The organism is Ruegeria sp. BC1, from assembly GCF_056539305.1.
Genome location: NZ_JBQFUT010000002.1, coordinates 259,537 through 284,640 on the forward strand (window position 1 = coordinate 259,537; position 25,104 = coordinate 284,640).

Here is a 25,104-nt window from a genome sequence, read left to right on the forward strand (position 1 = left end):
CTTGGCCCTTAATTTCGTGTTGGCATTCAGATGACCGCTTCTTGGCCGTAGCGGCAGACGGGGTCAAGCTGAACAGGGCAAATTGGCCAAGGATCAGGGCCATATGACGCAGAATTTCGGGGCTGATTTGGAGCGGGCGGCGGGAATCGAACCCGCTTCATCAGCTTGGAAGGCTGAGGTAATAGCCAGTATACGACGCCCGCTCAGCGCAGGTCGGTTTAAGGGATGCATGGGGTGCCGTCAAGCGCCGTTCGACACCAAATTCAATTTCTGCGCGTGCTGTTTTTGGCTTGGTGAACACAGACCAAATACAGAAAGGATCAGCTGTGAGAAGGAAGCCACGTACACGAATCCAGACCGGCCGATATCCGAATCGTCGATCCGTACCGAAGCGGTTGAGCGGCGGGCTGACCAATCAGGGATCTGGGAGAGGTCGTGGCAGCTGCCAGAGCATCAAGTAGCGGCACGCCCACCCGCCTGACCAGATTGCGGATTGCGGTGGTCAGATCCAGATCCGCCCCTGCAAGCGTTCCGTCGTCAAGCGTCAGGCGCCCATCCGTTCGGGTGATCCGGCGGCCTTCCAGTTCGAATTCGGTCTTTTCCGACCCCGCAACAGCCATGGCATCACTCACCAGAAAGATCTGACCGGGCGCAGTTTTGGCTGCCCAGGCTGTCCGCATCACCTCGGGGTGAACGTGGATGCCATCGGCGATCAAACCCGCTGACAGCCCGCCAGAGGCCAGCGCCGCGCCAACCAGACCGGGTTCCCGACTACCCATTTGACTCATGGCGTTAAACAGATGCGTTACACAGCGCGCTCCTGCCGATGCATAGCGCTGACAGGTCGCGAAATCAGCACCGCTATGGCCCAGCGACACCAGAATCCCGGCGTTAGAAAGCACCTGAACCTGCTGTTCCGAGACAGATTCGGGCGCGACAGTGACTTTGAGGCACGGCAACTCTCCCGCCGCAGCAACCAATGCGGCCAAATCCGCATCCTCCATCGGACGTATCAGTGCGCCGTCATGTGCCCCCTTGCGTGCGACCGATAAATGCGGCCCTTCCAAGTGCAGCCCCACGACGCCCGGAATCCCAACCCGTACCGCATGAATCGCCGCCTGAATGGCCGCCTGTGTTTTTGCGGGAGTATCGGTAATCAACGTCGGCAACAGCGCGTCCACACCCAACCGACGGTGCGCTGTAGCGATCCGGCTGATCGTCTCGACCGAGGGGTCGTCGTTGAACATCACCCCGTCGCCCCCATTTACCTGCAGGTCGACGTATCCGGGGCTCAGAATATCCCCTTTCAGATCTATGACAGGCCCTTCATCCATGGCCTGCGCTTCCGGCAACACTTCGGCCAGCACACCATCACGAAAGACAATCGCATGGCCAGACCGCAAGCACTCTCCATCAAACAGGACACCGTTTCGAAAGGTAACTGAACCTTTTGTCATACTGTCTCCGTCACCTTTTTCAGATGGCGTGGCGCATCCGGGTCGATTCCGCGCGAAGCTGCCAGAGCCTCGACCATACTGTAGAACGACGTAATCGTAGCAATCGGATCGGTCAGCCAATGATCTGTTCTGACGACTGGCAAGCTCTGCGCGTTGGTTACTTTGTCGGTCGCAGCGAAAACCTTGGCCCCTTTTGCGGCCAGCATATCGGCGGCTTCGGCAGTCGTTTGTTCAGCCACATCACTTGCAGCGAAGACAATGGTGGGAAACCCTTCTTCAACGATCGAGACCGGACCATGCAGCACCTCAGCCGCAGAATAGCTTTCGGCATGAATCTGACAAGTTTCCTTGATCTTTAACGCAGCCTCATTCGACATCGCATACGAAGGGCCGCGCCCCAGCGTGAACAGAGATCGGCCTGTAATAGCCTCTGCCGCCGCGGACCAATCACATTGGGCCGCCTGCTCTAGATGGCCGGGCAAGGACCGGATTGCAGTTTTAAGTTCCTCATCCTCTTTGATTTCCGCCAACAACCACAGCCCGGCCACCAGCGATGTCACGAACGTCTTGGTAGCAGCCACGCTCAGCTCCGGGCCCGCATGCAGGGGCAACACGGCGTCCGTGACCCCAGCCAAGCGCGAGCCGGTGTTGTTGGTAACCGCCACGGTCACACCGCCCGAAGCCTTTAGCGATCGGGTCATTCCCACGATATCCGGGCTCTGGCCCGACTGAGACACAGACAGGCACAGCGCGCCTTTGGCCCTTAGATCCGCTCCATAGATCGAATTGACAGATGGCCCAACGGAAGCCACGGGTAGGTTCAGCAACAACTCACTGGCATATTTGAGGTACAGGCAAACGTGATCGGACGACCCGCGGGCCACAGTGATCAGAAACCGCGGGTCGGCTTCTTTGACCAGTTCCGCGGCACCGTGAATGTTTGCCGCGCCCTGACTTAGCAATCTGTCGACGGCAACAGGGATTTCCAGAATCTCCTGGCGCATCTTCGAGCTTTTTTCTGACATCACTTTCCGGCCTTTCCGGTTACAAGCGCAATTCGGCAACGAAGTCATAAGCGTCGCCGCGATACAGGGATCGGGTCAGTTCCGCGACCCGCCCGTTCTTGAGGAATGAAACACGCTCGATGTTTAGCCCTGCCGCGCCTTCAGGAACCTCGAGTAACTCTGCGTCCCGCGCGGCAAGGTTCAGAGCCGATATCTTTTGCACTGCGCGCACTGGTCGCCGCCCCAGCTGCTCAAGCACCTCATACAGCGACGTCGTCACCTCGATCGGATTTGGCAGGATATCCAGCGGCAGCGCGGCTCGTTCCAGTGCCAACGGGCGGCCATCAGCTTCGCGCAGGCGGTAGATGCGGGATATCTGTTCGCCGTCTTTCAGGCTTAGCGCTTTGATTTCTTCCGGGTTTGGCGCAAAAACGCCCCGCTCCAACCATTTCGACGTAGTCTGCATACCACGGCTGGACATGTCCTCAGTAAACGAGGTCAGATGCGTCAAAGACTGTTCGACCCGGGGTACGCGCTCGCGGATGAAAGAACCCGATCCTTGGCGCTGTTCGATCACACCTTCCTGAACCAGTTCCTGAATCGCCTTGCGTACCGTAACCCGAGACAGATCGGTGATCTCAACCAGTTCTCGCTCGGATGGGAGCGACGAATTTGGCGGCAGAACGCCTGTATCAATCCCTTCTTGCAACCGGCGCCGCAACTGAACGTATCGCGGGCCGCTTTCTGGGCTTAGCCATGACTCTGCGCGCAGGAACTCAGTGATGCTCATGCTGAACCTCCTTCGCTAAAGCTAATGCGCCTGACAGCGGTTCCCCCAAGGGTGCAGAAATGGCCGATCGCATTTCTTCCGGCAGGTACGGCGCATAGAACCGGGCAATCCCGCCCGTCAGGCAGATCGCCCTGCCGGGCTGCCACCCCAACCGCCATGCGGCATCGGCAATATAGCCTGCCCCGGATTGCAGAATACGTGAGGCAACCGTGTCACCGTCCTGCGCGGAGGCCGTCACGATGGGCGCGAGCGCTCCGAACTGGGCCGGAGTAGCCGAACCGGCGAACCGGACCAAACCGGCAGGCCCATTCAGGTCGGTCAGCAGCTTTTGCGTCAATCTAGTAGCGACCTGCGTTCCGTCAAACGCACATAGCGTTTCCGACAATGCCCGACGCCCAACCCATTGCGCCGAGGCTTCATCCCCCAGAACCGGCCCCCAGCCACCAGCGAACCGCATCTGGCCATCAGATTGCATCGCCAGAAACGAACCCGTCCCGCAATGCGCAATAAAACCATCCCGCGCTCCAAGCGCACCCCGCACCGCTGCTGGCCGGTCATCCTCAACCCTCGCACAGGTTAAACCAAGCGCATCCCGCAATTTGCTGGCGATCTTCTGGTCGGTGACGCCAGCAAGGCCGACAAATGCAGGACAGTCGCGTAGCTTCGCAGGTTCCACGTCCAGCCGTTGGGACATAACATCAAGCCCCGCCCTAATCTGAGTGAGCGCCCCATTGAAATTAGACGAAACGTTGGCGGCACCGGTCTCGACGCTATGAACTGCCCCATCAATCTCGCAGGCCACCCGGCATCGCGTTCCCCCGCCATCGACGGCCAATACAGCGTTGTTCAGAGACTCAGTCATGACAATACCATTATAATACCTTTCCCAATTGAGAAAGCCCGAATCCCGGACTATTCGGTGTTTTTTTGCAATTTTCCTTTAATATCATCTGGGTGTGTCGGTAAAAAAATAAATTATGGACAAGTGGTATTAAATAGGTATCGTATAGAGGAAACACGGGGGATTCTCTTGACGCTGCCGCTGACTGAACAATTGCATCCTGATGCGACCAAGCTAAGCCGGGCCAATCTGGCCAGCTCGGCCCGCATTCTGGCCGAGGGTCAGATTGCAGCCGCCATAGCTGTTCGCGCCGCACTGGACAGCATCGCAGAGGGGGCCAGGGTCATGGCTTCTACGATCCGTGCAAGTGGCGTGCTGCACTTTGCAGCTGCCGGGTCTTCGGGCCTGATGGCGGCGGCTGACGCGCAAGAGTTGGGCGGGACATTCTCAATACCCCCGGCGCGTTTGCGCATCCACATGGCAGGTGGCCTGCCCACCGGGGTTGAGATGCCTGGAGACGCCGAAGACGCGGTCGATGGGCTGGAGGACGCCTTGGGCTCTGCGCAAGCCATCGACACTGTAATCACCGTGTCAGCCAGCGGGTCGACGCCTTATACAGTGGCAGCGATGAACATAGCAAAGGTGCGTGGCGCAACCGTGATAGGGATCGCAAACAATGCGGGCAGCCCGCTGCTAGAGGGCGCAGACATCCCTGTCCTGCTGGCCACGCCGCCCGAACTAATCTCGGGCTCGACCCGGATGGGCGCGGGAACGGCACAAAAGATCGCTTTGAACATGCTGTCCTCGCTGATGGCCGTCGAACTGGGCCATGTCCACGGGGGCATGATGGTCAATCTGCGCGCTGACAATGATAAATTGCGGGCGCGTGCAACTGGCATCGTCGCCCGGGTTGCCGAAGTCGATGCGGATACCGCGCACGATGCGCTGAAGACGGCGAACGGAGACGTCAAACCTGCCATCCTCATCGCCGCGCAAGGTGTTTCGCTGGCAGATGCCCATGCGCGTTTGCAGAAAACGGATGGGATTTTAAACGCCGCGCTGTCGCCGGATTAACAACTACAAACCAAACGGGAGAGAGAAATGAATTACAAGAGTTTGAAGCTGGCCTTACTGGGGACGACCCTGATGGCAACCAGCGCCTATGCCGAGGACGTGACTCTGACCATCGAAAGTTGGCGGAATGACGACCTGACACTTTGGCAGGAACAGATCATTCCCGCATTCGAGGCCAAACACCCCGGTATCAAACTGGTGTTTTCACCGTTCGCGCCGACAGAATATGACGCAGCTTTGAATGCAAAGCTCGAAGCAGGATCGGCTGGTGACATCATTACCTGTCGCCCGTTTGACCGCTCTTTGGGGCTGTACGACGCCGGTCACTTGTCCGATTTGTCTGAGTTGGATGCGATGGCAAACTTCTCGGACGTGGCGAAATCTGCATGGCAGACGGATGACGGTTCGGCCACTTTCTGTGTTCCGATGGCCTCTGTGATCCACGGTTTCATCTACAATAAAGACGCCTTTGAAGAATTGGGCGTCGAAGTGCCAACCACGGAAGAAGAGTTTTTCGCGGCGCTCGAAAAGTTCAAGGAAGATGGCACTTACATTCCCATGGCGATGGGCACCAACGACCAGTGGGAAGCCGCGACCATGGGCTACAACAACATCGGCCCGAACTATTGGAAAGGCGAAGAAGGTCGCCTTGCCCTGATCGACGGCTCGCAAAAACTGACTGATCCGCAATGGGTCGAGCCTTATGAAACATTGGCGAAATGGAAGGACTATCTCGGGGACGGGTTCGAGGCGCAGACCTATCCTGACAGTCAGAACCTGTTCACTCTGGGCCGCGCAGCCATTTACCCGGCTGGCTCGTGGGAAATTTCGGGCTTCAACACGCAGGCCGACTTTGAAATGGGTGCGTTCAAGCCGCCGGTTCGGAATGCAGGCGATACCTGCTATATCTCGGACCACACGGATATTGGCATCGGTATGAATAAGGCGACCGAACACCCCGAGGCGGCCGCAACCTTCCTGGCCTGGGTGGCAAGTCCCGAGTTTGCCGAAATCTTCGGCAACGCTCTGCCTGGCTTCTTCCCATTGTCGAACGCGCCTGTTGAATTGCAGGATCCGCTGGCCAAAGAAATCGTCGGATGGCGCGATGAATGTGAATCGACCATCCGGTCGACCTATCAAATCCTGTCACGCGGCGAACCCAATCTTGAGCTTGAGACGTGGAACGCCTCGGCCAACGTGGTTCGGGGTGCCGAAAGCCCCACAGATGCAGGCCAGCGCCTGCAAGACGGTCTGGCTGGCTGGTACGCCCCACATCAGTAAACTGAAACATACCCGGGCGGCGCGGATCGCCCGGGTACCCCCGACACCCCTTTGAAAGCGATCCCATGACCCGCCCCCGCATCCGCTGGCATATCGTCGTGTTTCTTGCACCTGCCGTGCTTGTCTACACTGCCGTGATGATCTTTCCGCTGTTCAACACGCTGCGTCTGGCGCTGTACACCGAGATTGACCAGAGCCGCGTGTTTGTCGGATTGCAGAACTTTCAGACGCTGTTTTTTGACCCTATCTGGTCCGAGCAATTCTGGAACGCATTGGGCAACAATTTTTGGTTCTTCCTGATTCATATGCTGGTGCAGAACCCGATCGGGATCGCCTTGGCCGCGTTGCTCAGCCACCCGCGCCTGCGATTCGCGGCGCTGTATCGCTCGGCGATCTTCATTCCGACAATCCTGAGCTTTGTGATCGTGGGATTTGCCTGGAAACTGATCCTGTCACCGATCTGGGGGATCGCGCCGTCGATGCTAGATGCTGTTGGGCTTAAGTTCCTGTTCGCACCTTGGCTTGGTAAAGAAGAGTACGCCCTGACCACGCTGGCGCTAATCTCGGTCTGGCAATTCGTTGGCATCCCGATGATGCTGATCTATGCAGCCCTGCTGACCATCCCTGAAGAAATCCTTGAAGCAGGCGAGATCGACGGCATCACCGGTGCCTCGGCCTTTTGGAAGATCAAACTGCCGCTTATCCTGCCCTCGATCGGGATCATCTCGATCCTGACCTTCGTGGGCAATTTCAACGCCTTCGACCTAATTTACGCAGCGCAGGGCGCGTTGGCGGGGCCGGATTTCTCGACCGACATCTTAGGCACATTCATGTACCGCACCTTCTTTGGCTTCCAGCTGCAACTGGGCGACCCACATATGGGATCGGCTATCGCCGGCGCGATGTTCGCGATCATCCTCGTGGGTGTCTGTATCTATCTGTTCGGCATCCAGACCCGGATGCGCCGGTACCAATTGTGAGGGTCCAGCGATGAACAAAGCACGCCAAAACCCTTTCAACACCGCCGCAATGCATGGTGCGTTGATCCTGTACACTCTGATCGCGCTGTTCCCGGTCTTTGTGATCCTGATCAACAGCTTCAAAACCCGCCGGGCGATTTTCCGAGAACCGCTGGCCCTACCCAACGCAGACAGCTTTTCACTGATCGGGTATGAGACGGTAATGAAGCAGGGGGATTTCTTCCTCTACTTCCAGAACTCGATGATTGTCACCGTTGCATCGCTGTTCTTTATCCTGCTGTTCGGTGCGATGGCCGCGTATGCGCTGTCCGAATACCAGTTCAAGGGCAACCTGCTGATGGGTCTTTACCTGGCGCTGGGGATCATGATCCCGATCCGTATTGGCACCGTTGCGATCCTTGAGATGATGGTGGCCACGGGGCTTGTGAACTCACTTTGGGCGTTGATCCTGGTCTACACGGCGCAAGGATTGCCGCTCGCCGTGTTCATCCTGTCTGAATTCATGCGGCAGGTCAGTGACGACCTGAAAAACGCAGGCCGTATTGACGGGCTGTCGGAATACACGATCTTCTTCCGCCTGGTGTTGCCTCTGGTCCGGCCCGCGATGGCGACCGTGGCCGTATTCAACATGATCCCGATCTGGAATGACCTTTGGTTCCCGCTGATCCTTGCACCTGCTGAGGAAACCAAGACGCTGACACTAGGCAGTCAGGTCTTCATCGGTCAGTTCGTTACCGACTGGAACGCGGTTCTGTCGGCGCTGTCGATGGCGATCCTGCCGGTGCTGGTGCTCTATGTCATCTTCTCGCGCCAGCTGATCCGCGGCATCACATCAGGAGCTGTCAAATGACCAAAGTTCTGATCGCTGGCCTCGGCAACATGGGGCTGAGCCATGCGCTGGCCCATCACTACCACCCCGATGCGCAGATCGTTGGATTGGTGAACCGGTCCGGTCAAGTGGATCACCCTGATCTTGCAGGCTATCCGGCTTTTTCAGATTTTCAGACGGCGCTGGTCGAAACAAAACCTGATCTGGTTGTGGTCGCCACCTATTCCGACAGTCACGCAGACTATGCATGTGCCGCGATGGAGGCCGGCGCGCATGTATTCGTTGAAAAACCACTGGCGACCAACGTCGCTGATGCTCGGCGTGTGGTTGAGACAGCAACGCGATTGAACCGCAAGCTGGTGGTCGGGTACATCCTGCGCCACCACCCCTCTTGGATGCGACTAATCACCGAGGCCCGCGATCTAGGGGGGCCTTATGTGTTCCGCCTGAACCTGAACCAGCAATCCTCGGGCGCGGAGTGGGAGACGCATAAGGCCTTGATGCAGACCACTTCGCCAATCGTGGATTGCGGCGTACATTATGTCGACGTGATGTGCCAGATCACCGACGCGCACCCCGTCCGGGTTCACGGCATGGGCCTGCGCCTTTCGGATGAGATTGCACCTGACATGTATAATTACGGCCAGTTTCAGGTGGTTTTCGATGACGGCTCGGTCGGTTGGTACGAGGCTGGTTGGGGTCCAATGATGTCGGAAACCGCGTTTTTCGTGAAAGACATTGTTTCACCCAACGGTTCGGTCTCGATCACCGACGGGAATAAGGGCGCGTCCGCAGACATAGACGGGCATACAAAGGTTGGCGGCTTGCTCATCCACACGCCCGACGGCGACCGCACCGTCGAAATGCCCGATGAGCCCGGCCATCAGGAACTGTGTGACGCCGAGCAGGCGTACATGCTGCACGCCATCGCCGAAGATATTGACCTGACGCGTCACATGAACGACGCCGTCCAATCCCTCGCCATTTGTCTGGCTGCGGATCAAAGCATCCGAACCGGCCAGCCCGTTTCCCTTGAGGAGCCCTCGACATGACCGCCCTTACACTGAACAAAGTGAACAAGTCCTTTGGCAATGTGCATGTCCTCAAAGACATCACGCTTGAGGTCGAAGAAGGTGAGTTCGTCGTCTTTGTCGGCCCGTCGGGCTGCGGAAAATCCACCCTTTTGCGGGTGATCGCGGGGCTCGAAGACGCGTCCTCGGGCGAAATCAACATCGACGGTCACCAGGTCAACTTGGTGCCGCCGTCCAAACGGGGCATCGCGATGGTGTTCCAAAGCTATGCGCTTTACCCCCATCTCAGCGTGCGCGGAAACATGACCCTTGCCTTGAAGCAGGAGAAGCAATCTAAATCTGTAATCGAAGAACGCGTGGCCAATGCCAGCCGCATGCTGAACCTCGAACCTTACCTGGACCGTTACCCGTCCGAATTGTCAGGCGGTCAGCGTCAGCGTGTGGCCATCGGGCGGGCGATCGTGCGAGAGCCCAAATTGTTTTTGTTCGATGAACCCCTGTCCAATCTGGATGCTGCATTGCGGATGAACACACGGATCGAGATTGCCAATCTGCACCGCGCGCTGGATGCCTCGATGATCTATGTCACACATGACCAGACCGAGGCGATGACACTGGCCGACAAGATCGTCGTGCTTCGCGACGGGCGAGTGGAACAGATCGGCAGCCCGATGGAGTTGTATAACAATCCAGCCAATCAGTTTGTCGCCGGTTTTCTGGGATCACCTTCAATGAACTTCCTGCCTGAAGGACTGCTGAACGACGGCGGACAGAACACCATCGGAATACGCCCCGAAGACCTGTTCCTGTCCGACGAAGGCCCGCTTGCCGCGCGTGTCAGTCACGTCGAAAAGCTGGGTGGTGACACCAATGTTATTGCAACTGTGAGTGACCACTCGGTGACCGCGCGCCTGTTTGGACAGCATTCGATCTCGGAAGGTCAGGAGCTGCGTTTTGCGTATACGGCGGACAAAGCGTATCGCTTCGACTCGGCAGGTCAGCGTTTGCGTTAAGTCATCAGGGGTCAGTACACGAATTTTTTTCTTGCCCAACGCGAATTGGGCGACATTTTTGGTTCCGTTGTTAACAACCTGTCACAAAGGTTCCCTAAATCGCATTCATCAACAATTCAATTCTTAGCCAGGAGCCAACCATGAAAGACGTTGACCCCGCCACCCTTTCCGCCGACGACTGGGATGAACTGCATTTCCCTCGCCCCGCAGAAAACGACTTTGACCGCGTTGTTGAAAGCGCGATTTCCCGTCGTGGGTTTCTGGGCGGTGTGCTGGCCTTTGGATCGGGTGCTGCCGCCATGGGCGCAGGGCTGATGGGCTCAACTGCGGCACACGCTGTGACCGCGTCACGTTTCGCCTTCACTCCCATCGCTTCCCAGACAGACGGAACCGTACACGTGCCCGAAGGGTATGAGTGGAAGATGCTGATGCGTTGGGGTGACCCGCTGTTTTCCGATGCCGACGGTTATGATCTGACCGATGGCGGACAGCTGGAAAAATCGGACCGCATCTTTGGTGAGAACACCGACGGCATGGAGACATTCTCGTTCCAAGGCCACGAATTGATCGCGATCAATCACGAGTATCCGAACCGCAAAATCAATCTGCCTGCATCGCAGGAAGGTGTTCCGGCCAGTGCGGATGACGTGCGGAAGTTCCAGAACATTCAGGGCGTCACCGTGATGGAGATCAAGGAAGGCCCCGAAGGTTGGTCCGTCGTCAAAGACAGCCCTTTCAACCGCCGCATCCACCACAACACTCCGATGAAAATCGTCGGCCCTGCCGCAGGCCACGACCTGATGAAAACCGAGGCCGATCCGACCGGAACCACCTCGCTAGGCACCATGAACAACTGTGGTGCAGGTAAGACGCCCTGGGGTACCTATCTGACCTGCGAAGAGAACTTTAACGGCTATTTCGGCTCTTCGAACGAAAACGCCAGCTATGACCAGAAGGTTGCTGATGGCTTCAAGCGTTACGGCGTCAAAGCCGAAAGCTGGAACGGGTATGAACTGTTCGACCCGCGTTTCGACACTTCGAAAAACCCCAACGAAGCACATCGCGCAGGTTGGATCGTCGAAATCGACCCGACCAAACCGGACAGCACACCGGTCAAGCACACTGGTCTGGGCCGTTTCAAACACGAAAACGCCGAGGTGACACTGGCCGCAGATGGCCGCGTAGTTGTCTATATGGGCGACGATGAGCGGGGCGAGTACCTGTACAAATTCGTTTCGAACGGCACCTATCAGCCCGGTGGCGAAACCGAGAGCCTGTTGAACAACGGCACGCTTTTTGTTGCCAGGTTCAATGACGACGCAACCGGCGAGTGGTTGCCGCTGACGCCGGAAACCACCGGCATGGATGCGGCTGAGATTTCAATCTTCACCCGTATGGCGGGGTCTGCCGCTGGTGGCACCACAATGGATCGCCCTGAGTGGGTTGCCTCCAGCCCGGTCGCGGTTGAGGCATACTGCTGCCTAACCAACAACAAAAACCGGGGCGTCAAGCCAAACGCTGGCGGTGATGACACGTCGGTCAATCCAGCCAACCCACGTGAGGCCAACAAATACGGCCAGATCGTGCGCTGGCGCCCGGCGAATGACGACCACGCCGCCGATATCTTCGACTGGGACCTGTACGTCATGGCGGGCAACCCAGCCGTGCATTCGGATGACCGCGCCGGTTCGCCAAACGTGAACGAAGGCAACCTGTTCAACTCGCCCGACGGCATGGCCATCGACTCGACCGGCCTGATCTGGATCCAGACAGACGGTAATGACGACAACGAGGAAGACTTCGCAGGCAACGGCAACAACCAGATGCTGGTTGGCGATCCGATCACCGGCGAGATTGCGCGCTTCATGACTGGACCCAACGGGTGTGAGGTCACGGGGCTGGCGTGGTCTAGCGACCTGCGCACCATGTTTGTCGGTATTCAGCATCCGGGCAGCAATTGGCCAGACGGCGGCACACCCCGTTCGTCGGTCATCGCGATCAAGCGTGCCGATAACGGTCTGGTCGGTTAATCCCTATAAGAAAAGAAACGCCCCTGGCCTTGTGGTTCGGGGGCGTTTTTTTTCAGATGTCTTCGCCTGGTTGTGCCAGCGGCCCTCCGGGGGCCAAAAGGTGGCGCTCGGACAACCACGGATTCAATTCTAAAGCCTGCAACAATGTTTCGCGCGCCTCATCAATCCGTTGAAGCCCCAAAAGGGTCAGCGCCCGACCACTGATGGCAGCCACATGATTTGGCGACAACTCGATGGCTTTGTCTAGATCGGGCAACGCGGCCTGAAAATCCTGCCCAAGGTAATGCGCAAAGGCGCGCTGGTTATAGCCCTCGGCATACGACGGGCAATAGGCGATCAGCTTGTCAAAATCCTCGATCGCGCCCAGCAGGTCCCACGCATTGCGGCGCGTCATGCCCCGATCCAGCACCGCCTGCGCCCGTTCATCCGGTGCGTCGGTCCAGAACTCCCATAATTGGTTCGAAAGCAAACGGGCAGACTGTTCGTTTTCCGCCTGCTGGATTTGCGATATGACATCTCTGACATCGGCGCTGTGATCCGGCGCAACCGGGCATTCCTGCGCATGTGCCGCCGAAATTGCGATTGTCAGGACGAAAGCATAAGCGATCTGTTTCATGCACCAATGGTGACGTGTGAGGTGTATTCGTCAACCCATCCCTTCGATGGCACCGGACACGCCCGTCTCTTTCACAGCTTCCATCGCCACGAACGTCGACGTACTGGCCACATGCGGCAGGGACGAGATTTTCTCGGCCAGCACTGCCCGGTATTCAGACATCGAGCCAGTGCGGATTTTCAGCAGATAGTCAAAATTTGATGCAATCATATGGGCTTGCTCGATCTCGGCCACCTTGCGCACCGCCGCATTGAACTCAGCCAGGGCTTTCTCGCGCGTGTCGGTCAGGCGAACCTCGACAAAGGCCACGTGATCCAGCCCAAGGCGAATAGGGTCCAACAGCGCCCGGTATCCGGTGATAATCCCCTCGGCCTCAAGTCTCTTCACGCGTGCTTGAGTTGGCGATTTCGACAACCCGATACGCCGCGCAAGATCGGCGACCGAGATACGTCCATCTTCGGCCAGAATCGTCAGGATCGACCGGTCAAACCGATCCAGATCAGGACGGTCTTTTTGCATCGCGAAACCACTTTATTTCAGTTCATAGGCCTAACAAAACCATAAATTAAGGCGATTGTCCCGAGTTTTCATCTGTATACTTTCCAAAAGCCCGGAGAACACATGACACATAGCCTGCGCACCCAAATCGACGGCCAAACCTATGCCGATCAATCTGAAGTATTGGACAACCTCGTCAAACAGGCCGACCTGGCCGAAGCCGACCGCACCGCCATCTGCGCGGCGGCGGCACAGTTGGTGCGCGACATCAGATCCAGCACCTCACCCGGCATGATGGAAGTGTTTCTGGCAGAATACGGCCTGTCCACAGATGAAGGCGTGGCGTTGATGTGTTTGGCCGAAGCGCTTTTGCGAGTGCCGGATGCCGAAACGATTGACGCGCTGATCGAGGACAAAATTGCGCCGTCGGATTGGGGGAAACATCTGGGGCAGTCCTCTTCCTCACTGGTGAACGCGTCGACCTGGGCGCTGATGCTGACGGGCAAGGTACTGGACGAAGGCAAGGCCTCTCCGGTTGGCGCGCTGCGCGGAGCGATCAAACGGCTGGGTGAGCCCGTCATCCGCACCGCTGTTGGCCGTGCAATGAAGGAGATGGGCCGTCAGTTCGTGCTGGGCGAGACCATTCAATCCGCGATGGACCGCGCCAGCGGGATGGAAGCCAAGGGCTACACCTATTCCTACGACATGCTGGGCGAAGCAGCCCGCACCGAGGCCGACGCAGCCCGCTATCACCTGTCTTATTCGCGCGCGATCGCGGCCATTGCAGATGCCTGCACCCATGATGATATCCGCGCCAATCCGGGGATTTCCGTCAAGCTGTCGGCACTGCATCCGCGTTATGAGCTGGCACAGGAACAGCGCGTAATGGAAGAGCTGGTCCCCCGCCTGCGCGCCTTGTGCTTGCTGGCCAAAGCCGCAGGTATGGGCCTGAACGTGGACGCGGAAGAAGCTGACCGCCTGTCGCTATCCCTGCAAGTTATCGAAGCCGTCATGGCAGAGCCCGCCCTGACCGGTTGGGATGGGTTTGGCATCGTCGTTCAGGCCTATGGTCCGCGCGCCGGTCTGGTTCTGGACACTTTGTATGACATGGCCGAACGCCACGACCGCAAGCTGATGGTCCGGCTGGTCAAAGGGGCCTATTGGGATACCGAGATCAAGCGCGCTCAGGTCGAAGGCGTTGACGGCTTCCCGGTGTTCACCCGCAAGGAAGCCACCGACATCTCGTATATCACGAATGCTCGCAAGCTGCTGGGCATGACGGATCGCATCTACCCGCAATTCGCCACCCATAACGCGCATACGGTCAGCGCAATCCAGCATATGGCCGACACGCAACCGTTCGAGTTTCAGCGGTTGCATGGCATGGGCGAAACCCTGCATCAGATCGTCAAGGATCAACACAACACGCGCTGCCGGATTTACGCACCGGTCGGAGCCCATAGGGATCTGCTGGCCTATCTGGTTCGGCGTCTGCTGGAGAACGGCGCGAACTCATCATTCGTGAACCAGATCGTGGACGAGAATGTGCCACCGGAGGAGGTCGCTTCGGACCCGTTCACGGATATTCTGGCACCGAAAGTGCCGCTGCCGGCCGGCCCCGAACTGTTTCAGCCGGAACGGCCCAATTCCGTTGGGTTCGACCTGCACCACACTCCGACCCTTGACCGGATCGACGCCGCACGCGACGCGTTTCGTGCGCACCATTGGTATGCGCGGCCCCTTCTGTCCGAGGACGCGCACCCCGAGGCAGACCAACCGATCACCAACCCGGCGCACCCGCAGGATAGGCCCGGTGCGGTCGCCCCGGCCAGTGCGCAAGATATCGAGCTTGCTTTGGCCTCGGCATCCCCGTGGCAAGCCCCGGCAGAACAGCGGGCAAAAGTCCTGAACACAGCCGCTGATCTGTATGAAGCGAATTTTGGCGAGCTTTTCGCCCTGTTGGCCCGTGAGGCCGGTAAGTCCGTGCCCGACGCGGTGGCTGAACTGCGCGAGGCGGTCGACTTCCTGCGTTACTACGCGGCCAATATCCCTGACGCCAAACCGGCGGGCACGTTTACCTGTATCAGCCCATGGAACTTTCCGCTGGCGATTTTCACCGGTCAGATTTCGGCAGCTTTGGCGACTGGCAACGCGGTTTTGTCCGCCCCTGCTCCGCAAACGCCGCTGATTGCGCATCGCGCCGTTCAACTGCTGCACGAGGCTGGCGTTCCACGGAATGTCCTGCAACTGCTTCCGGGTGGCCCGAAAGTGGGCGCCGCGCTGACCTCGGACTCGCGCGTTTCGGGTGTGGCCTTTACAGGATCGACCGCGACCGCAATGAAAATCCGTTCGGCAATGGCGCAGACCATGCGCCCCGGCACACCGCTGATCGCGGAAACCGGTGGGTTGAACGCCATGATCGTCGACAGCACCGCCCTGCCCGAACAGGCTGTGCAATCCATCATCGAAAGCGCGTTTCAATCGGCAGGGCAACGATGCTCGGCCCTGCGCTGTCTCTATGTGCAGGAAGACATCGCCGACGATCTTTTGACCATGTTGACCGGCGCGATGGAGGCGTTGCAAGTCAGCGATCCGTGGCTGATCTCGACCGATTGCGGCCCCGTCATTGACGAGGCGGCGCGGCAAGGCATTGCTGACCACGTTGCCAAAGCCCGCGCTGAGGGGCGTGTTCTCAAAGAACTAACCACACCAGTTGAGGGCACATTTATTGCTCCTACTCTGATCGAAATTCCGAGCATCTCGGCACTGGAGCGCGAGATATTCGGACCGATCCTGCATGTTGTCCGGTTCAAGGCGTCCGAGGTGGATCAGGTCATCGCCAGTATTAACGCGACCGGGTACGGTCTGACCTTTGGATTGCACACCCGAATCGACGACCGTGTGCAGCACATCACCGAGGCCGTCCATGCCGGCAATATCTATGTCAATCGAAACCAAATCGGTGCCATCGTGGGTTCTCAGCCCTTTGGCGGCGAAGGATTGTCAGGTACCGGTCCAAAAGCGGGCGGTCCGAACTATATGGCTCGCTTCTGTGCCACGGATCGCCAGGTCAGCACCTCTGATTGGGATAGCACCATGGGTAACGTACCTGCCCCACAAGGTCAGCCTGCCGACGTTCGAACTCAATCCTTGCCTGGCCCGACTGGCGAATCCAACCGTTTGAGTGAAATCCCGCGTGCCCCCCTGCTGTGCATGGGGCCAGGACCGGAGGCCGCGCAAAAGCAAGTCGAAGCGGTTGAGGCCTTGGGCGGCACGGCGATCCGGGCAACCGGCATGCTCGATCTGCACCGGCTGGAAAACGTCGAAGGCATTTCAGGTGTCCTGTGGTGGGGCGACGACGAAACCGGGCGCGAGATCGAGCTCCACCTGTCCCGCCGCGATGGCGCGATCCTGCCTTTGATCCCCGGCTTGCCTGACAGAGCCCGAGTCCTGGGCGAACGTCACGTCTGCGTCGATACGACGGCTGCGGGCGGCAACGCAGCCCTTTTGGGAGGTGCGGCGTAACCGTAACTTGACGCTGGGCCAGGAAAAGCCCAGCGTCGCCCCATGTTTCCGATCCGTGACCATAACCCTTCGGGGCGCACGCCCTATGTTGTCTACCTGCTGATGGCGGCCAACATACTGATTTTCCTCAGCTACGTGGGGTTCATGGAAAATGATCGGTTAATCAGCCGACTGTACTTTGATTACGCGGTCATACCGGCGCGGATCACTGACGGGTTTGCGTTCGAAACCTTGGTGACCTCGATGTTCCTGCATGGCGGCTGGATGCATCTGGCCGGGAACATGCTGTTTCTGTGGATCTTCGGCGACAACCTCGAGGACGAGATGGGTCACCTGCCCTTTCTGCTGTTCTATCTTGTTGCAGGGGTCGGAGCCGGCCTGATCCACGTCGTGACTGCCCCGGGATCCGTCGTGCCAACGATCGGTGCGTCCGGTGCCATCGCTGGCGTTATGGGCGGCTATCTTCTGCTGTTCCCCAAGGCCCGTGTGGACGTCGTGCTTTTCCTGATCGTCTATATTCGGATCTTTACCATACCGGCCTTCATCATGCTGGGCGTTTGGCTGGGGATACAGTTCATGGGCAGCCTGTCCAGCAATCCCGACGAAGGTGGAGTCGCCTACTGGGCCCACACGGGCGGCTTTTTCGTCGGCTTGCTGCTGAGTATCCCCTTGTGGCTCAGGCGCGGCGGGCCACGCTTTTGGAGCCGCACGCAGGGCCACCCGCCCCATCCCGAGCACAAGTATAAGCTGTCGCAATCCCGAATTCCGCGCGTCCCCCGCAAATAGGGTTCAATCGTCTGATTGAACCGGAGACCGACCCCCGCTGAGATGCGTGATTTCATTCGCGGCATCCCGAACCAATGCGCCCAGTTCCGCAGCCCGGTCGGCATGAAAACGGACGGACGGTCCCGAGACGGAAATCCCTGCGCTAGGTTCGGCGCGAGCGTTAAAAATTGCCGCGCCGATGCATGACATGCCCTCGTACCGTTCCTCATGGTCATATGACCAGCCACGTGCCCGAGTGCTTTCCAGATCCGCCATCAACTCGGGGCCGGGCACGAGGGTTTGGCCCGTAAAACGCTTAGCATCGACCGCGCCCATCGCTTTGCTCACAGCAGTCTCGTTCATCGCAGCCAGGATCGCTTTGCCAGTTCCAGAGGCGTACATCGGCGTCCGCGCGCCCGGTGGGAAAAAAGCCCGGATCGGGTTCAACGTTTCGACCTGCCCGACAAAGACAACCTCGCCGCCATCAGGAACCGCCAAATTGGCCGTTTCACCACTGTCCTGCATCAGCCGACGCAGGATCGGACGCCCAATTTCAAGCACACTGTTGCGGCGCAGGAAAGACGCGCCGGTTTGGTAAGCCTCGATCCCAATCATCCATTCCTGTCGCTCTTCGTCGAAGGTGGCAAACCCGTGTTTCTGCAAGGTCACCAGAATACGATGGGTGGTCGCGGTGGGCACGTCCATTTCGCGAGCCAGATCACTCAGCGCGGCCTTTTCCATTCTTGCCACAGCTTTCAACATGCCCAAGGCCCGATCCAGTGACTGCACGGTCCCGGCCGAGCTTTCCTTGAACAGCGACTTGGGCCTGCCACGCGGCCGTTTCTGACTATCCATCCTCACCCTCTCTGGTCGATCTGCCCGAATATTTTTTTTCGGTCCATTTTTCACTACCAAAAATGAAAAACGAAAATCTCTGCACATTCAGCGCCTTATATATTTAATTGCAAAAATGAAAATACTTTTCAAGAAAATTGCGAAACCCGCTATTTTCCACAACACTTAACACCAAACCAGAGGAGTTAAGTTATGTCTGCTCAGAATCCTGTTTTCATTCCTGGCCCGACCAACATCCCTGACCGTTTGCGCCTGGCAATGCAGGTACAGACTCAGGACCACCGCGCGCCGGATTTTGTCGAAACCTTTGCGCCGGTCCTTGAGGACACCAAACGTGTATTTGGAACCACATCCGGCCAGATCATTACCTTCCCGGCCAGCGGAACGGGCGGTTGGGAGGCAACGGTGAGCAACACGCTCAGCCCCGGCGATACGGTTCTGGTGGCGCGGTACGGCATGTTCAGCCATCGCTGGATCGACCTGTGTCAACGTCATGGGCTGGATGTGAGGATCATCGAATGCCCCTGGGGCACCGGCGCGCCTGCCGAGAAATTCGCCGAGGCTCTGGCTGCGGACAAAGGCCATAAGATCAAGGCCGTTCTGGTCACCCATAACGAAACGGCGACCGGGGTGCGCTCGGATATCGCGGCGGTGCGCAAGGCAATGGATGCCAGTGATCACCCGGCGATGCTGTTTGTGGATTGCGTTAGCTCACTGGCCTCAATGCCATTCGAGTTTGATGACTGGGGTGTCGATGTTGCGGTATCGGGTTCGCAAAAGGGCTTCATGCTGGCGACCGGCATGGCGATCCTCTGCGTCAGCCCCAAGGCGCTTGAAGCGATGGAGCGCGCTACGCTGCCGCGAACCTTTTTTGATTTTCGCGACATGATGAATGCAAACGCGTCCGGCGGGTTCCCGTATACGCCGCCACTGCAGCTAATCTACGGCATGCGCGAGAGCCTGAAGATGCTGTTCGAAGAAGGGTTGGACAACGTTTATGCCCGCCATTTCCGCCTGGCCGAGGGTGTGCGAAAGGCCACGTCTGCCTGGGGCTTGGAACTGGTGGCGCAGTCACCTGACCTGTATTCCGACACCGTCAGCGCGATTTATGTGCCTGAGGGCTTCGATAGCAATGTGCTGACGGATCACGCATTCAATGCCTATGGCGTAAGCTATGGCATCGGTCTGGGTGAGATGAACGGCAAGGCTTTCCGCATCGGCCACCTAGGCAGCTTGACGGATGTCATGGTGCTGTCCGGTCTGGCCACAATCGAAATGGCAATGGCTGACCTGAACTATCCGATCACGTTGGGCAGCGGTGTTGCGGCAGCGCAAGAATACTTCCGCACGGGCAGCGCCGCGCCGTTGCAATCCGCAGCCTGAGGAGGAGCTTGATGTTGGACGACATGACCACAGCCGATTGCCTGACACTGGCCGATATGCACGAAGCCCACGAACGGATCAGGCCCCATATCAACCGCACGCCGGTATTGCGGTCCGCGTATCTGGACGAGTTAACCGGCGCGCAACTGTTCTTCAAATGCGAAAACTTTCAGGAGGCCGGGGCGTTCAAAGTGCGCGGTGCCTGTAACGCCGTGTTCGGGTTAAACGACAAGGCCGCCAAACGCGGTGTTGCAACCCATTCCTCGGGCAACCATGCCCTTAGCCTGTCTTTTGCGGCAGGTCGGCGCGGTATTCCCTGCAACGTGGTAATGCCGCGCACGGCACCGCAAGCCAAAAAGGACGCGGTCCGCCGGTATGGCGGGATCATCACCGAATGCGAGCCTTCGACCACCTCGCGCGAAGCGGTATTTGCCGAAGTTCAGGAACGCACAGGCGGTGAGTTTGTGCACCCCTATAACGACCCGCGCGTGATCGCGGGGCAAGCGACCTGTTCGGCGGAGCTGCTGGAGCAAACCGATGGTTTGGACGCAGTCGTCGCGCCGATCGGTGGCGGGGGCATGATCTCGGGCACTTGCCTGACGCTGTCCAATCTGGCCCCGGAAACCAAGGTTTATGCCGCCGAGCCTGAACAGGCCGACGATGCCTATCGCAGTTTCAAGGCAGGCCACATCATCGCTGACGATGCACCCGTGACCATCGCCGACGGCCTCAAAGTGCCGCTTAAGGAAAACACCTGGCATTTCGTCTCGAACTTCGTGGCCGACATTCACACTGCCAGCGAGCAGCAGATCGTCGAGGCGATGAAAATCACCTGGAAATACCTGCGCATCGTGATGGAGCCCAGCAGCGCCGTACCGTTGGCGACCATACTGAAACATCCCGAAGCCTTCAGTGGCAAACGCGTCGGCGTGATCATCACCGGCGGCAATGTGGATCTGGACAAACTGCCCTGGAACAAGGGCTGAGGAGGAAAACATGAACAAGCCCACAAACTTCGACCAGCTAGAGGTCGGCTTTGACATCCCCGCCGCCATCGGCATGGCCGCGTCCGAAATTCAGACGCCCGCGCTGGTGCTGGATTTGGATGCACTGGAGCGCAACATCAAGAAGATGGGGGATTACGCCAAGGCTCATGGCATGCGCCACCGGGTGCATGGTAAGATGCACAAATCCGTCGACGTGGCCAAGCTGCAGGTCGAACTGGGTGGTGCCTGTGGTATCTGCTGTCAAAAAGTGTCCGAAGCCGAGGTTTTTGCCCGTGGTGGCATCAAGGACGTTCTGGTCTCGAACCAAGTGCGCGATCCGGCCAAGATCGACAGGCTGGCACGCATGCCCAAGCTGGGCGCGCGCACGATCTGCTGCGTCGATGATATCGACAACGTGGCCGATCTGTCCGAGGCCGCGCAACGCCACGGCACCCAGATCGAATGTCTGGTTGAGATTGATTGTGGTGCAGGTCGCTGCGGCGTGACTACCACGTCCGAGGTGATTGCCATCGCCAAGGCCATCGACGCCGCCCCTGGCCTGACATTCTCGGGCATTCAGGCCTATCAAGGCGCTATGCAACACATGGATATGTACGAAGACCGTAAGGCCAAGATCGACATCGCCGTGGCTCAGGTCAAAGACGCGGTTGACGGGTTGAAGGCCGAAGGGCTGGAGTGTGACATCGTCGGCGGTGGCGGCACCGGGTCCTATTATTTTGAGAGCACTTCGGGCGTATATAACGAACTTCAGTGTGGTTCATACGCTTTTATGGATGCCGATTACGGTCGCATCTTGGATGAGAATGGCAACCGGATCGACCGAGGCGAATGGGAGAACGCGTTCTTCATCCTCACCAGCGTCATGAGCCACGCCAAGGCGGACAAAGCCATCGTCGATGCCGGTCTCAAGGCGCAGTCGGTGGACAGTGGCTTGCCAGTGGTCTTCGGGCGCACGGATGTCGAATACATCAAATGCTCGGACGAGCACGGCGTTGTGTCCGACCCCGAGGGTGTTCTCAAGGTCAATGACAAGCTGCATCTGGTGCCGGGTCACTGCGACCCAACGGCTAATGTGCACGACTGGTATGTGGGGGTGCGTGACGGCAAGGTCGAAGCCCTCTGGCCCGTATCCGCTCGCGGTAAGGCGTATTAAGCCAAACCGCATCTGATCCGGGTGGCGGCATTCCCTTCCCCGCTGCCCGGACCAGCAAATTTCGCTGAGGAAAAGGTCATGAAAGATATGTCTGATAAACCCCTGCTGATCGTCGGAGAGGACCTGTGCCAACAGTTGGTCGGACGCCAGGACGCGTTCGATGCGGTTCAGGATGTGTTCGCCGCCATGGCGCGCGGCGATGCCTATAACTTCCCGGTCATTCGCGAAGCGATCGGTTATGCCGATGCGCTATATGGCTTCAAATCCGGCTTTGACCGGGCCGGTCAGGTATTGGGTGTCAAGTCCGGCGGCTACTGGCCCGGCAACATGGACAAGGGGCTGACCAACCACCAGTCCACCGTGTTCCTGTTCGACCCCAACACCGGAAAACTGTCTGCACTGGTCGGCGGCAATTACCTTACGGCAGTGCGCACGGCCGCATCATCCGCCGTGTCGATTGCCCATCTGGCCCGCAAAGACGCCAAGGTTCTGGGCATGGTCGGCGCGGGCCATCAATCGGCCTTCCAGTTACGCGCCGCAGCCGAGCAGCGCGACTTTGAAAAGGTCGTCGCCTGGAACCCGCACCCCGAAATGTTGCCGCGCCTGGGTCAGGTCGCAAATGAGATCGGACTGGAATTCGAGGCCGTCACTCAGGAACAGCTTGGTGCACAGGCAGATGTCATCATCACGATCACCTCTGCGTTCGAACCGCTGTTGATGAAAGACTGGATCAAACCCGGCACCCATCTGGCTTGTATGGGCACTGACACGAAAGGCAAGCAGGAGGTCGATGCAGCCCTCGTTGCCGCCGCCACCGTGTTCACGGATGAGGTGGCGCAATCGACCACCATCGGCGAGGCCCAACACGCCACCGCCAGCGGTGTCCTGACCGAAGATCAGATCACCTCCATCGGTGCCGTCATCAATGGCGATCACGCCGGGCGGACCAGCGCGAATGAGATAACCTTGTTCGACGGGACCGGCGTTGGATTGCAGGACCTCGCGGTCGCATCCGTCGCCGCACGTTTGGCGGATGAGGCCGGGCTGGCGCAGCGCGCAGCCCTCTGAGACAAAAAAGCGCGCCTCGAAAGGGGCGCGCTTGTTCATTCGGTAGATACGGGACTTAACCCCGGATCACTTTGGAGAACTGGTCAAAGATTGGCTCGTTCGAACAAATCACCTCACCATCCTCCAGCACGTTGCCTTCAGGGTTCAGGGCTTGAACGAAGCCACCGGCTTCTTTCACAATGATGACACCGGCGGCCAGATCCCACGCGTTCAAACGGCGCTCCCAGAAGCCTTCGTAGCGGCCCGCAGCCACATACGCCATGTCCAGAGCCGCGGCACCCCAGCGACGCACTCCGGCACAGACGGGCATCAGGCGGGCCAGATCCTGCAAGGTCGCAGGCAAGTCCGAACGGCCACCAAAAGGCAGCCCTGTCGAAAAGATCGACTCGATCATGCGGTGACGGCCCGAGACACGGATGCGAGTATCGTTCATCCACGCGCCTTCGCCTTTTTCAGCAAAGAACATCTCGTCTTTGGCAGCGTCGTAAATTACACCGGCGACGATCTTGCCCTTGTGCTCTAACGCAATCGAAACGGCCCAATGCGGCAGACCGTGCAGAAAGTTCGTGGTGCCGTCCAGCGGGTCCACAATCCAGCGACGGGTCGGGTCTTCGCCATCAATGGAACCGCCTTCTTCGGCCAGCCAGCCATAAGTTGGACGCGCACCCAGCAGTTCCTCTTTCAGGATTGCCTCGGCAGCAATGTCGGCCTTGGAGACAAAGTCGCCCGCACCTTTCATCGACACCTGAAGGTTCTCGACTTCACGAAAATCCTTGACCAAAGAACGCCCCGCTTTTCGCGCGGCTTTGATCATGATGTTGAGGTTTGCACTGCCAACCATTGTCCAAAGGCTCCTGTCCGGTCAAACCGCGCGTATACTGGGGCAACGCGCCCTTGCCAAGAGGAATGATGTCATAGCAGACCCGCGTTTTACGCCTATTGTGACTGTAGCTTACGCGCCTCAGTCCCGGCCAGTTCAATCAGCTTCTGCACGAAGGGTTTTTCAAGGTCTTCCGTGCGTACCGCTGCATATAGGCTGCGGGTGATCCCGCCTTTTGTTAGCGGGCGGGTAACATAGTCCGAGTTGTACTTGACCTCACGCACAACCCAGTCTGGCAGAACTGACACGCCACGGTTTGAGGCCACCAGCAAAAGGATTACTGCCGTCAGTTCTACCTGCCGGATCGCCGCCGGTTCGACCCGGGCCGGGATCAAAAGCTGACTGAAAATATCCAAACGCGTGCGTTCTACTGGATAGGTAATCAGGGTCTGGCCGCGAAAATCTTCGGCCTCGATGAATTCCTTTTTTGCCAGCGGGTGCGCTGAAGCTGCAACGAAGACAGCGTCATAATCGAACAGTTTGATGAATTCGACACCCGGCAGCTCCTCGGGGTCGGAGGACACCACCAAATCGACCTCTTCTTTTTGCAACGCTGGCAGGGCATCGAAAGCCAGGCCCGGACGAATATCTACATCCACGTCACCCCAGGATTTGCGGAAGGTTTCAAGCACCGGAAACAGCCACTCGAAACAGGCGTGGCATTCGATAGCTATATGCATCCGCCCCGTTCGCCCGTCCCGCAAAGACGAGAATTCCTGCTGAGTCGCTTCGACTTGCGGTAGTATCTGCTCTGCCAGACGCAGCAGGCGCAAACCCGCTGCCGACAGTTTCATCGGCTTTGAGCGGCGCAGAAACAGTTCAACCCCGGCCTGATCCTCTAGCCCCTTGATTTGATGGCTCAGCGCCGACTGAGTGATGTTCAGCTGATCCGCGGCGCGGGCCAGCCCCCCGCATTCATGGATCGCCTTGATCGTGCGCAGGTGCCGGAATTCGATGTGCATTGTAGCGGAGCTCATGTTGTTCTTGAGTAATATGAGTTTGTCTCACAATGCGCAATCTGGCA

22 protein-coding genes and 1 tRNA gene are annotated in these 25,104 nt (G+C 58.4%); 13 read left to right on the top strand and 10 right to left on the bottom strand.

The genetic code is table 11. The annotated features are described in order from the left end of the window. Positions 1-128: 128 nt before the first annotated feature. The 5 genes from ACR0IY_RS07020 to ACR0IY_RS07040 all read right to left on the bottom strand — a co-directional run bounded on the left by ACR0IY_RS07020 (position 129) and on the right by ACR0IY_RS07040 (position 4,113). Positions 129-203: transfer RNA gene (locus tag ACR0IY_RS07020), tRNA-Gly, on the bottom strand. 117 nt (positions 204-320) lie between these two features. Then, positions 321-1,457: an N-acetylglucosamine-6-phosphate deacetylase gene (gene nagA, locus ACR0IY_RS07025; protein WP_480671649.1), complete on the bottom strand. Its 1,137-nt coding sequence runs from the start codon at positions 1,455-1,457 to the stop codon at positions 321-323. Beyond that, positions 1,454-2,482: an SIS domain-containing protein gene (locus tag ACR0IY_RS07030; protein WP_480671651.1), complete on the bottom strand. Its 1,029-nt coding sequence runs from the start codon at positions 2,480-2,482 to the stop codon at positions 1,454-1,456. The genes nagA and ACR0IY_RS07030 overlap by 4 nt, the downstream gene beginning before the upstream one ends. 19 nt (positions 2,483-2,501) lie before the next feature. Next, positions 2,502-3,251, bottom strand: a complete 750-nt coding sequence (locus tag ACR0IY_RS07035; RefSeq protein WP_480671653.1) for a GntR family transcriptional regulator — start codon at positions 3,249-3,251, stop codon at positions 2,502-2,504. Further along, entirely contained in the window at positions 3,238-4,113 is an 876-nt protein-coding gene (locus tag ACR0IY_RS07040) for a glucosamine kinase nucleotide-binding domain-containing protein (RefSeq protein ID WP_480671655.1), read from the bottom strand. Before ACR0IY_RS07040 ends, ACR0IY_RS07035 begins: the two co-directional genes overlap by 14 nt. A gap of 168 nt (positions 4,114-4,281) precedes the next feature. Here ACR0IY_RS07040 and ACR0IY_RS07045 point away from each other — a divergent pair, with 168 nt between their 5' ends. From ACR0IY_RS07045 to ACR0IY_RS07075, 7 genes are all read left to right on the top strand, one after another. Continuing rightward, complete coding sequence (locus tag ACR0IY_RS07045) at positions 4,282-5,166, top strand: N-acetylmuramic acid 6-phosphate etherase (RefSeq protein ID WP_480671657.1); 885 nt, start codon at positions 4,282-4,284, stop codon at positions 5,164-5,166. Positions 5,167-5,193: 27 nt separating this feature from the next. Next, positions 5,194-6,447, top strand: coding sequence for an ABC transporter substrate-binding protein (locus ACR0IY_RS07050; RefSeq protein ID WP_480671659.1), 1,254 nt, complete (start codon positions 5,194-5,196; stop codon positions 6,445-6,447). A 65-nt stretch (positions 6,448-6,512) separates the two neighbouring features. After that, positions 6,513-7,427: a carbohydrate ABC transporter permease gene (locus ACR0IY_RS07055; RefSeq protein WP_480671660.1), complete on the top strand. Its 915-nt coding sequence runs from the start codon at positions 6,513-6,515 to the stop codon at positions 7,425-7,427. Positions 7,428-7,437: 10 nt separating this feature from the next. Further along, the gene (locus tag ACR0IY_RS07060) at positions 7,438-8,277 is read left to right on the top strand and encodes a carbohydrate ABC transporter permease (protein ID WP_480671661.1); all 840 of its coding nucleotides are present in this window, start codon (positions 7,438-7,440) and stop codon (positions 8,275-8,277) included. Beyond that, complete coding sequence (locus tag ACR0IY_RS07065; RefSeq protein ID WP_480671662.1) at positions 8,274-9,308, top strand: Gfo/Idh/MocA family protein; 1,035 nt, start codon at positions 8,274-8,276, stop codon at positions 9,306-9,308. Before ACR0IY_RS07060 ends, ACR0IY_RS07065 begins: the two co-directional genes overlap by 4 nt. Next, positions 9,305-10,300, top strand: a complete 996-nt coding sequence (locus ACR0IY_RS07070) for an ABC transporter ATP-binding protein (RefSeq protein WP_480671663.1) — start codon at positions 9,305-9,307, stop codon at positions 10,298-10,300. The genes ACR0IY_RS07065 and ACR0IY_RS07070 overlap by 4 nt, the downstream gene beginning before the upstream one ends. Before the next feature lie 140 nt (positions 10,301-10,440). Then, the gene (locus ACR0IY_RS07075) at positions 10,441-12,330 is read left to right on the top strand and encodes a PhoX family protein (RefSeq protein WP_480671665.1); all 1,890 of its coding nucleotides are present in this window, start codon (positions 10,441-10,443) and stop codon (positions 12,328-12,330) included. A gap of 52 nt (positions 12,331-12,382) precedes the next feature. Here the strand turns inward: ACR0IY_RS07075 and ACR0IY_RS07080 are convergent, their stop codons facing one another. Next, positions 12,383-12,946: a tetratricopeptide repeat protein gene (locus ACR0IY_RS07080; RefSeq protein WP_480671666.1), complete on the bottom strand. Its 564-nt coding sequence runs from the start codon at positions 12,944-12,946 to the stop codon at positions 12,383-12,385. Between the two features lie 30 nt (positions 12,947-12,976). Continuing rightward, complete coding sequence (locus ACR0IY_RS07085) at positions 12,977-13,465, bottom strand: Lrp/AsnC family transcriptional regulator (RefSeq protein ID WP_480671668.1); 489 nt, start codon at positions 13,463-13,465, stop codon at positions 12,977-12,979. A gap of 102 nt (positions 13,466-13,567) precedes the next feature. Here ACR0IY_RS07085 and putA point away from each other — a divergent pair, with 102 nt between their 5' ends. After that, a complete protein-coding gene (gene putA / locus ACR0IY_RS07090) occupies positions 13,568-16,969 on the top strand; it encodes a bifunctional proline dehydrogenase/L-glutamate gamma-semialdehyde dehydrogenase PutA (protein WP_480671670.1) in 3,402 nt (1,133 codons plus the stop codon). Between the two features lie 42 nt (positions 16,970-17,011). Beyond that, a complete protein-coding gene (locus ACR0IY_RS07095) occupies positions 17,012-17,755 on the top strand; it encodes a rhomboid family intramembrane serine protease (protein WP_480671672.1) in 744 nt (247 codons plus the stop codon). Between the two features lie 3 nt (positions 17,756-17,758). On the opposite strand, the gene ACR0IY_RS07100 is transcribed toward ACR0IY_RS07095, so the two are convergent. Then, positions 17,759-18,589, bottom strand: a complete 831-nt coding sequence (locus tag ACR0IY_RS07100) for an IclR family transcriptional regulator (RefSeq protein ID WP_480671674.1) — start codon at positions 18,587-18,589, stop codon at positions 17,759-17,761. A 192-nt stretch (positions 18,590-18,781) separates the two neighbouring features. Here ACR0IY_RS07100 and bhcA point away from each other — a divergent pair, with 192 nt between their 5' ends. The 4 genes from bhcA (at position 18,782) to bhcD (ending at position 23,200) form a co-directional block, all read left to right on the top strand. Further along, a complete protein-coding gene (gene bhcA / locus ACR0IY_RS07105) occupies positions 18,782-19,972 on the top strand; it encodes an L-aspartate--glyoxylate aminotransferase BhcA (RefSeq protein WP_480671676.1) in 1,191 nt (396 codons plus the stop codon). Between the two features lie 11 nt (positions 19,973-19,983). Then, positions 19,984-20,958, top strand: a complete 975-nt coding sequence (gene bhcB, locus ACR0IY_RS07110) for a beta-hydroxyaspartate dehydratase BhcB (RefSeq protein ID WP_480671678.1) — start codon at positions 19,984-19,986, stop codon at positions 20,956-20,958. A gap of 10 nt (positions 20,959-20,968) precedes the next feature. After that, complete coding sequence (gene bhcC, locus ACR0IY_RS07115; RefSeq protein ID WP_480671680.1) at positions 20,969-22,132, top strand: 3-hydroxy-D-aspartate aldolase BhcC; 1,164 nt, start codon at positions 20,969-20,971, stop codon at positions 22,130-22,132. Between the two features lie 78 nt (positions 22,133-22,210). Next, positions 22,211-23,200, top strand: coding sequence for an iminosuccinate reductase BhcD (gene bhcD, locus ACR0IY_RS07120; protein ID WP_480671682.1), 990 nt, complete (start codon positions 22,211-22,213; stop codon positions 23,198-23,200). Positions 23,201-23,255: 55 nt separating this feature from the next. On the opposite strand, the gene ACR0IY_RS07125 is transcribed toward bhcD, so the two are convergent. Both ACR0IY_RS07125 and ACR0IY_RS07130 read right to left on the bottom strand, forming a co-directional pair. Further along, positions 23,256-24,041, bottom strand: coding sequence for an inositol monophosphatase family protein (locus tag ACR0IY_RS07125; RefSeq protein ID WP_480671685.1), 786 nt, complete (start codon positions 24,039-24,041; stop codon positions 23,256-23,258). A 95-nt stretch (positions 24,042-24,136) separates the two neighbouring features. Beyond that, positions 24,137-25,042, bottom strand: a complete 906-nt coding sequence (locus ACR0IY_RS07130) for a LysR family transcriptional regulator (RefSeq protein ID WP_480672092.1) — start codon at positions 25,040-25,042, stop codon at positions 24,137-24,139. Positions 25,043-25,104: the final 62 nt, after the last annotated feature.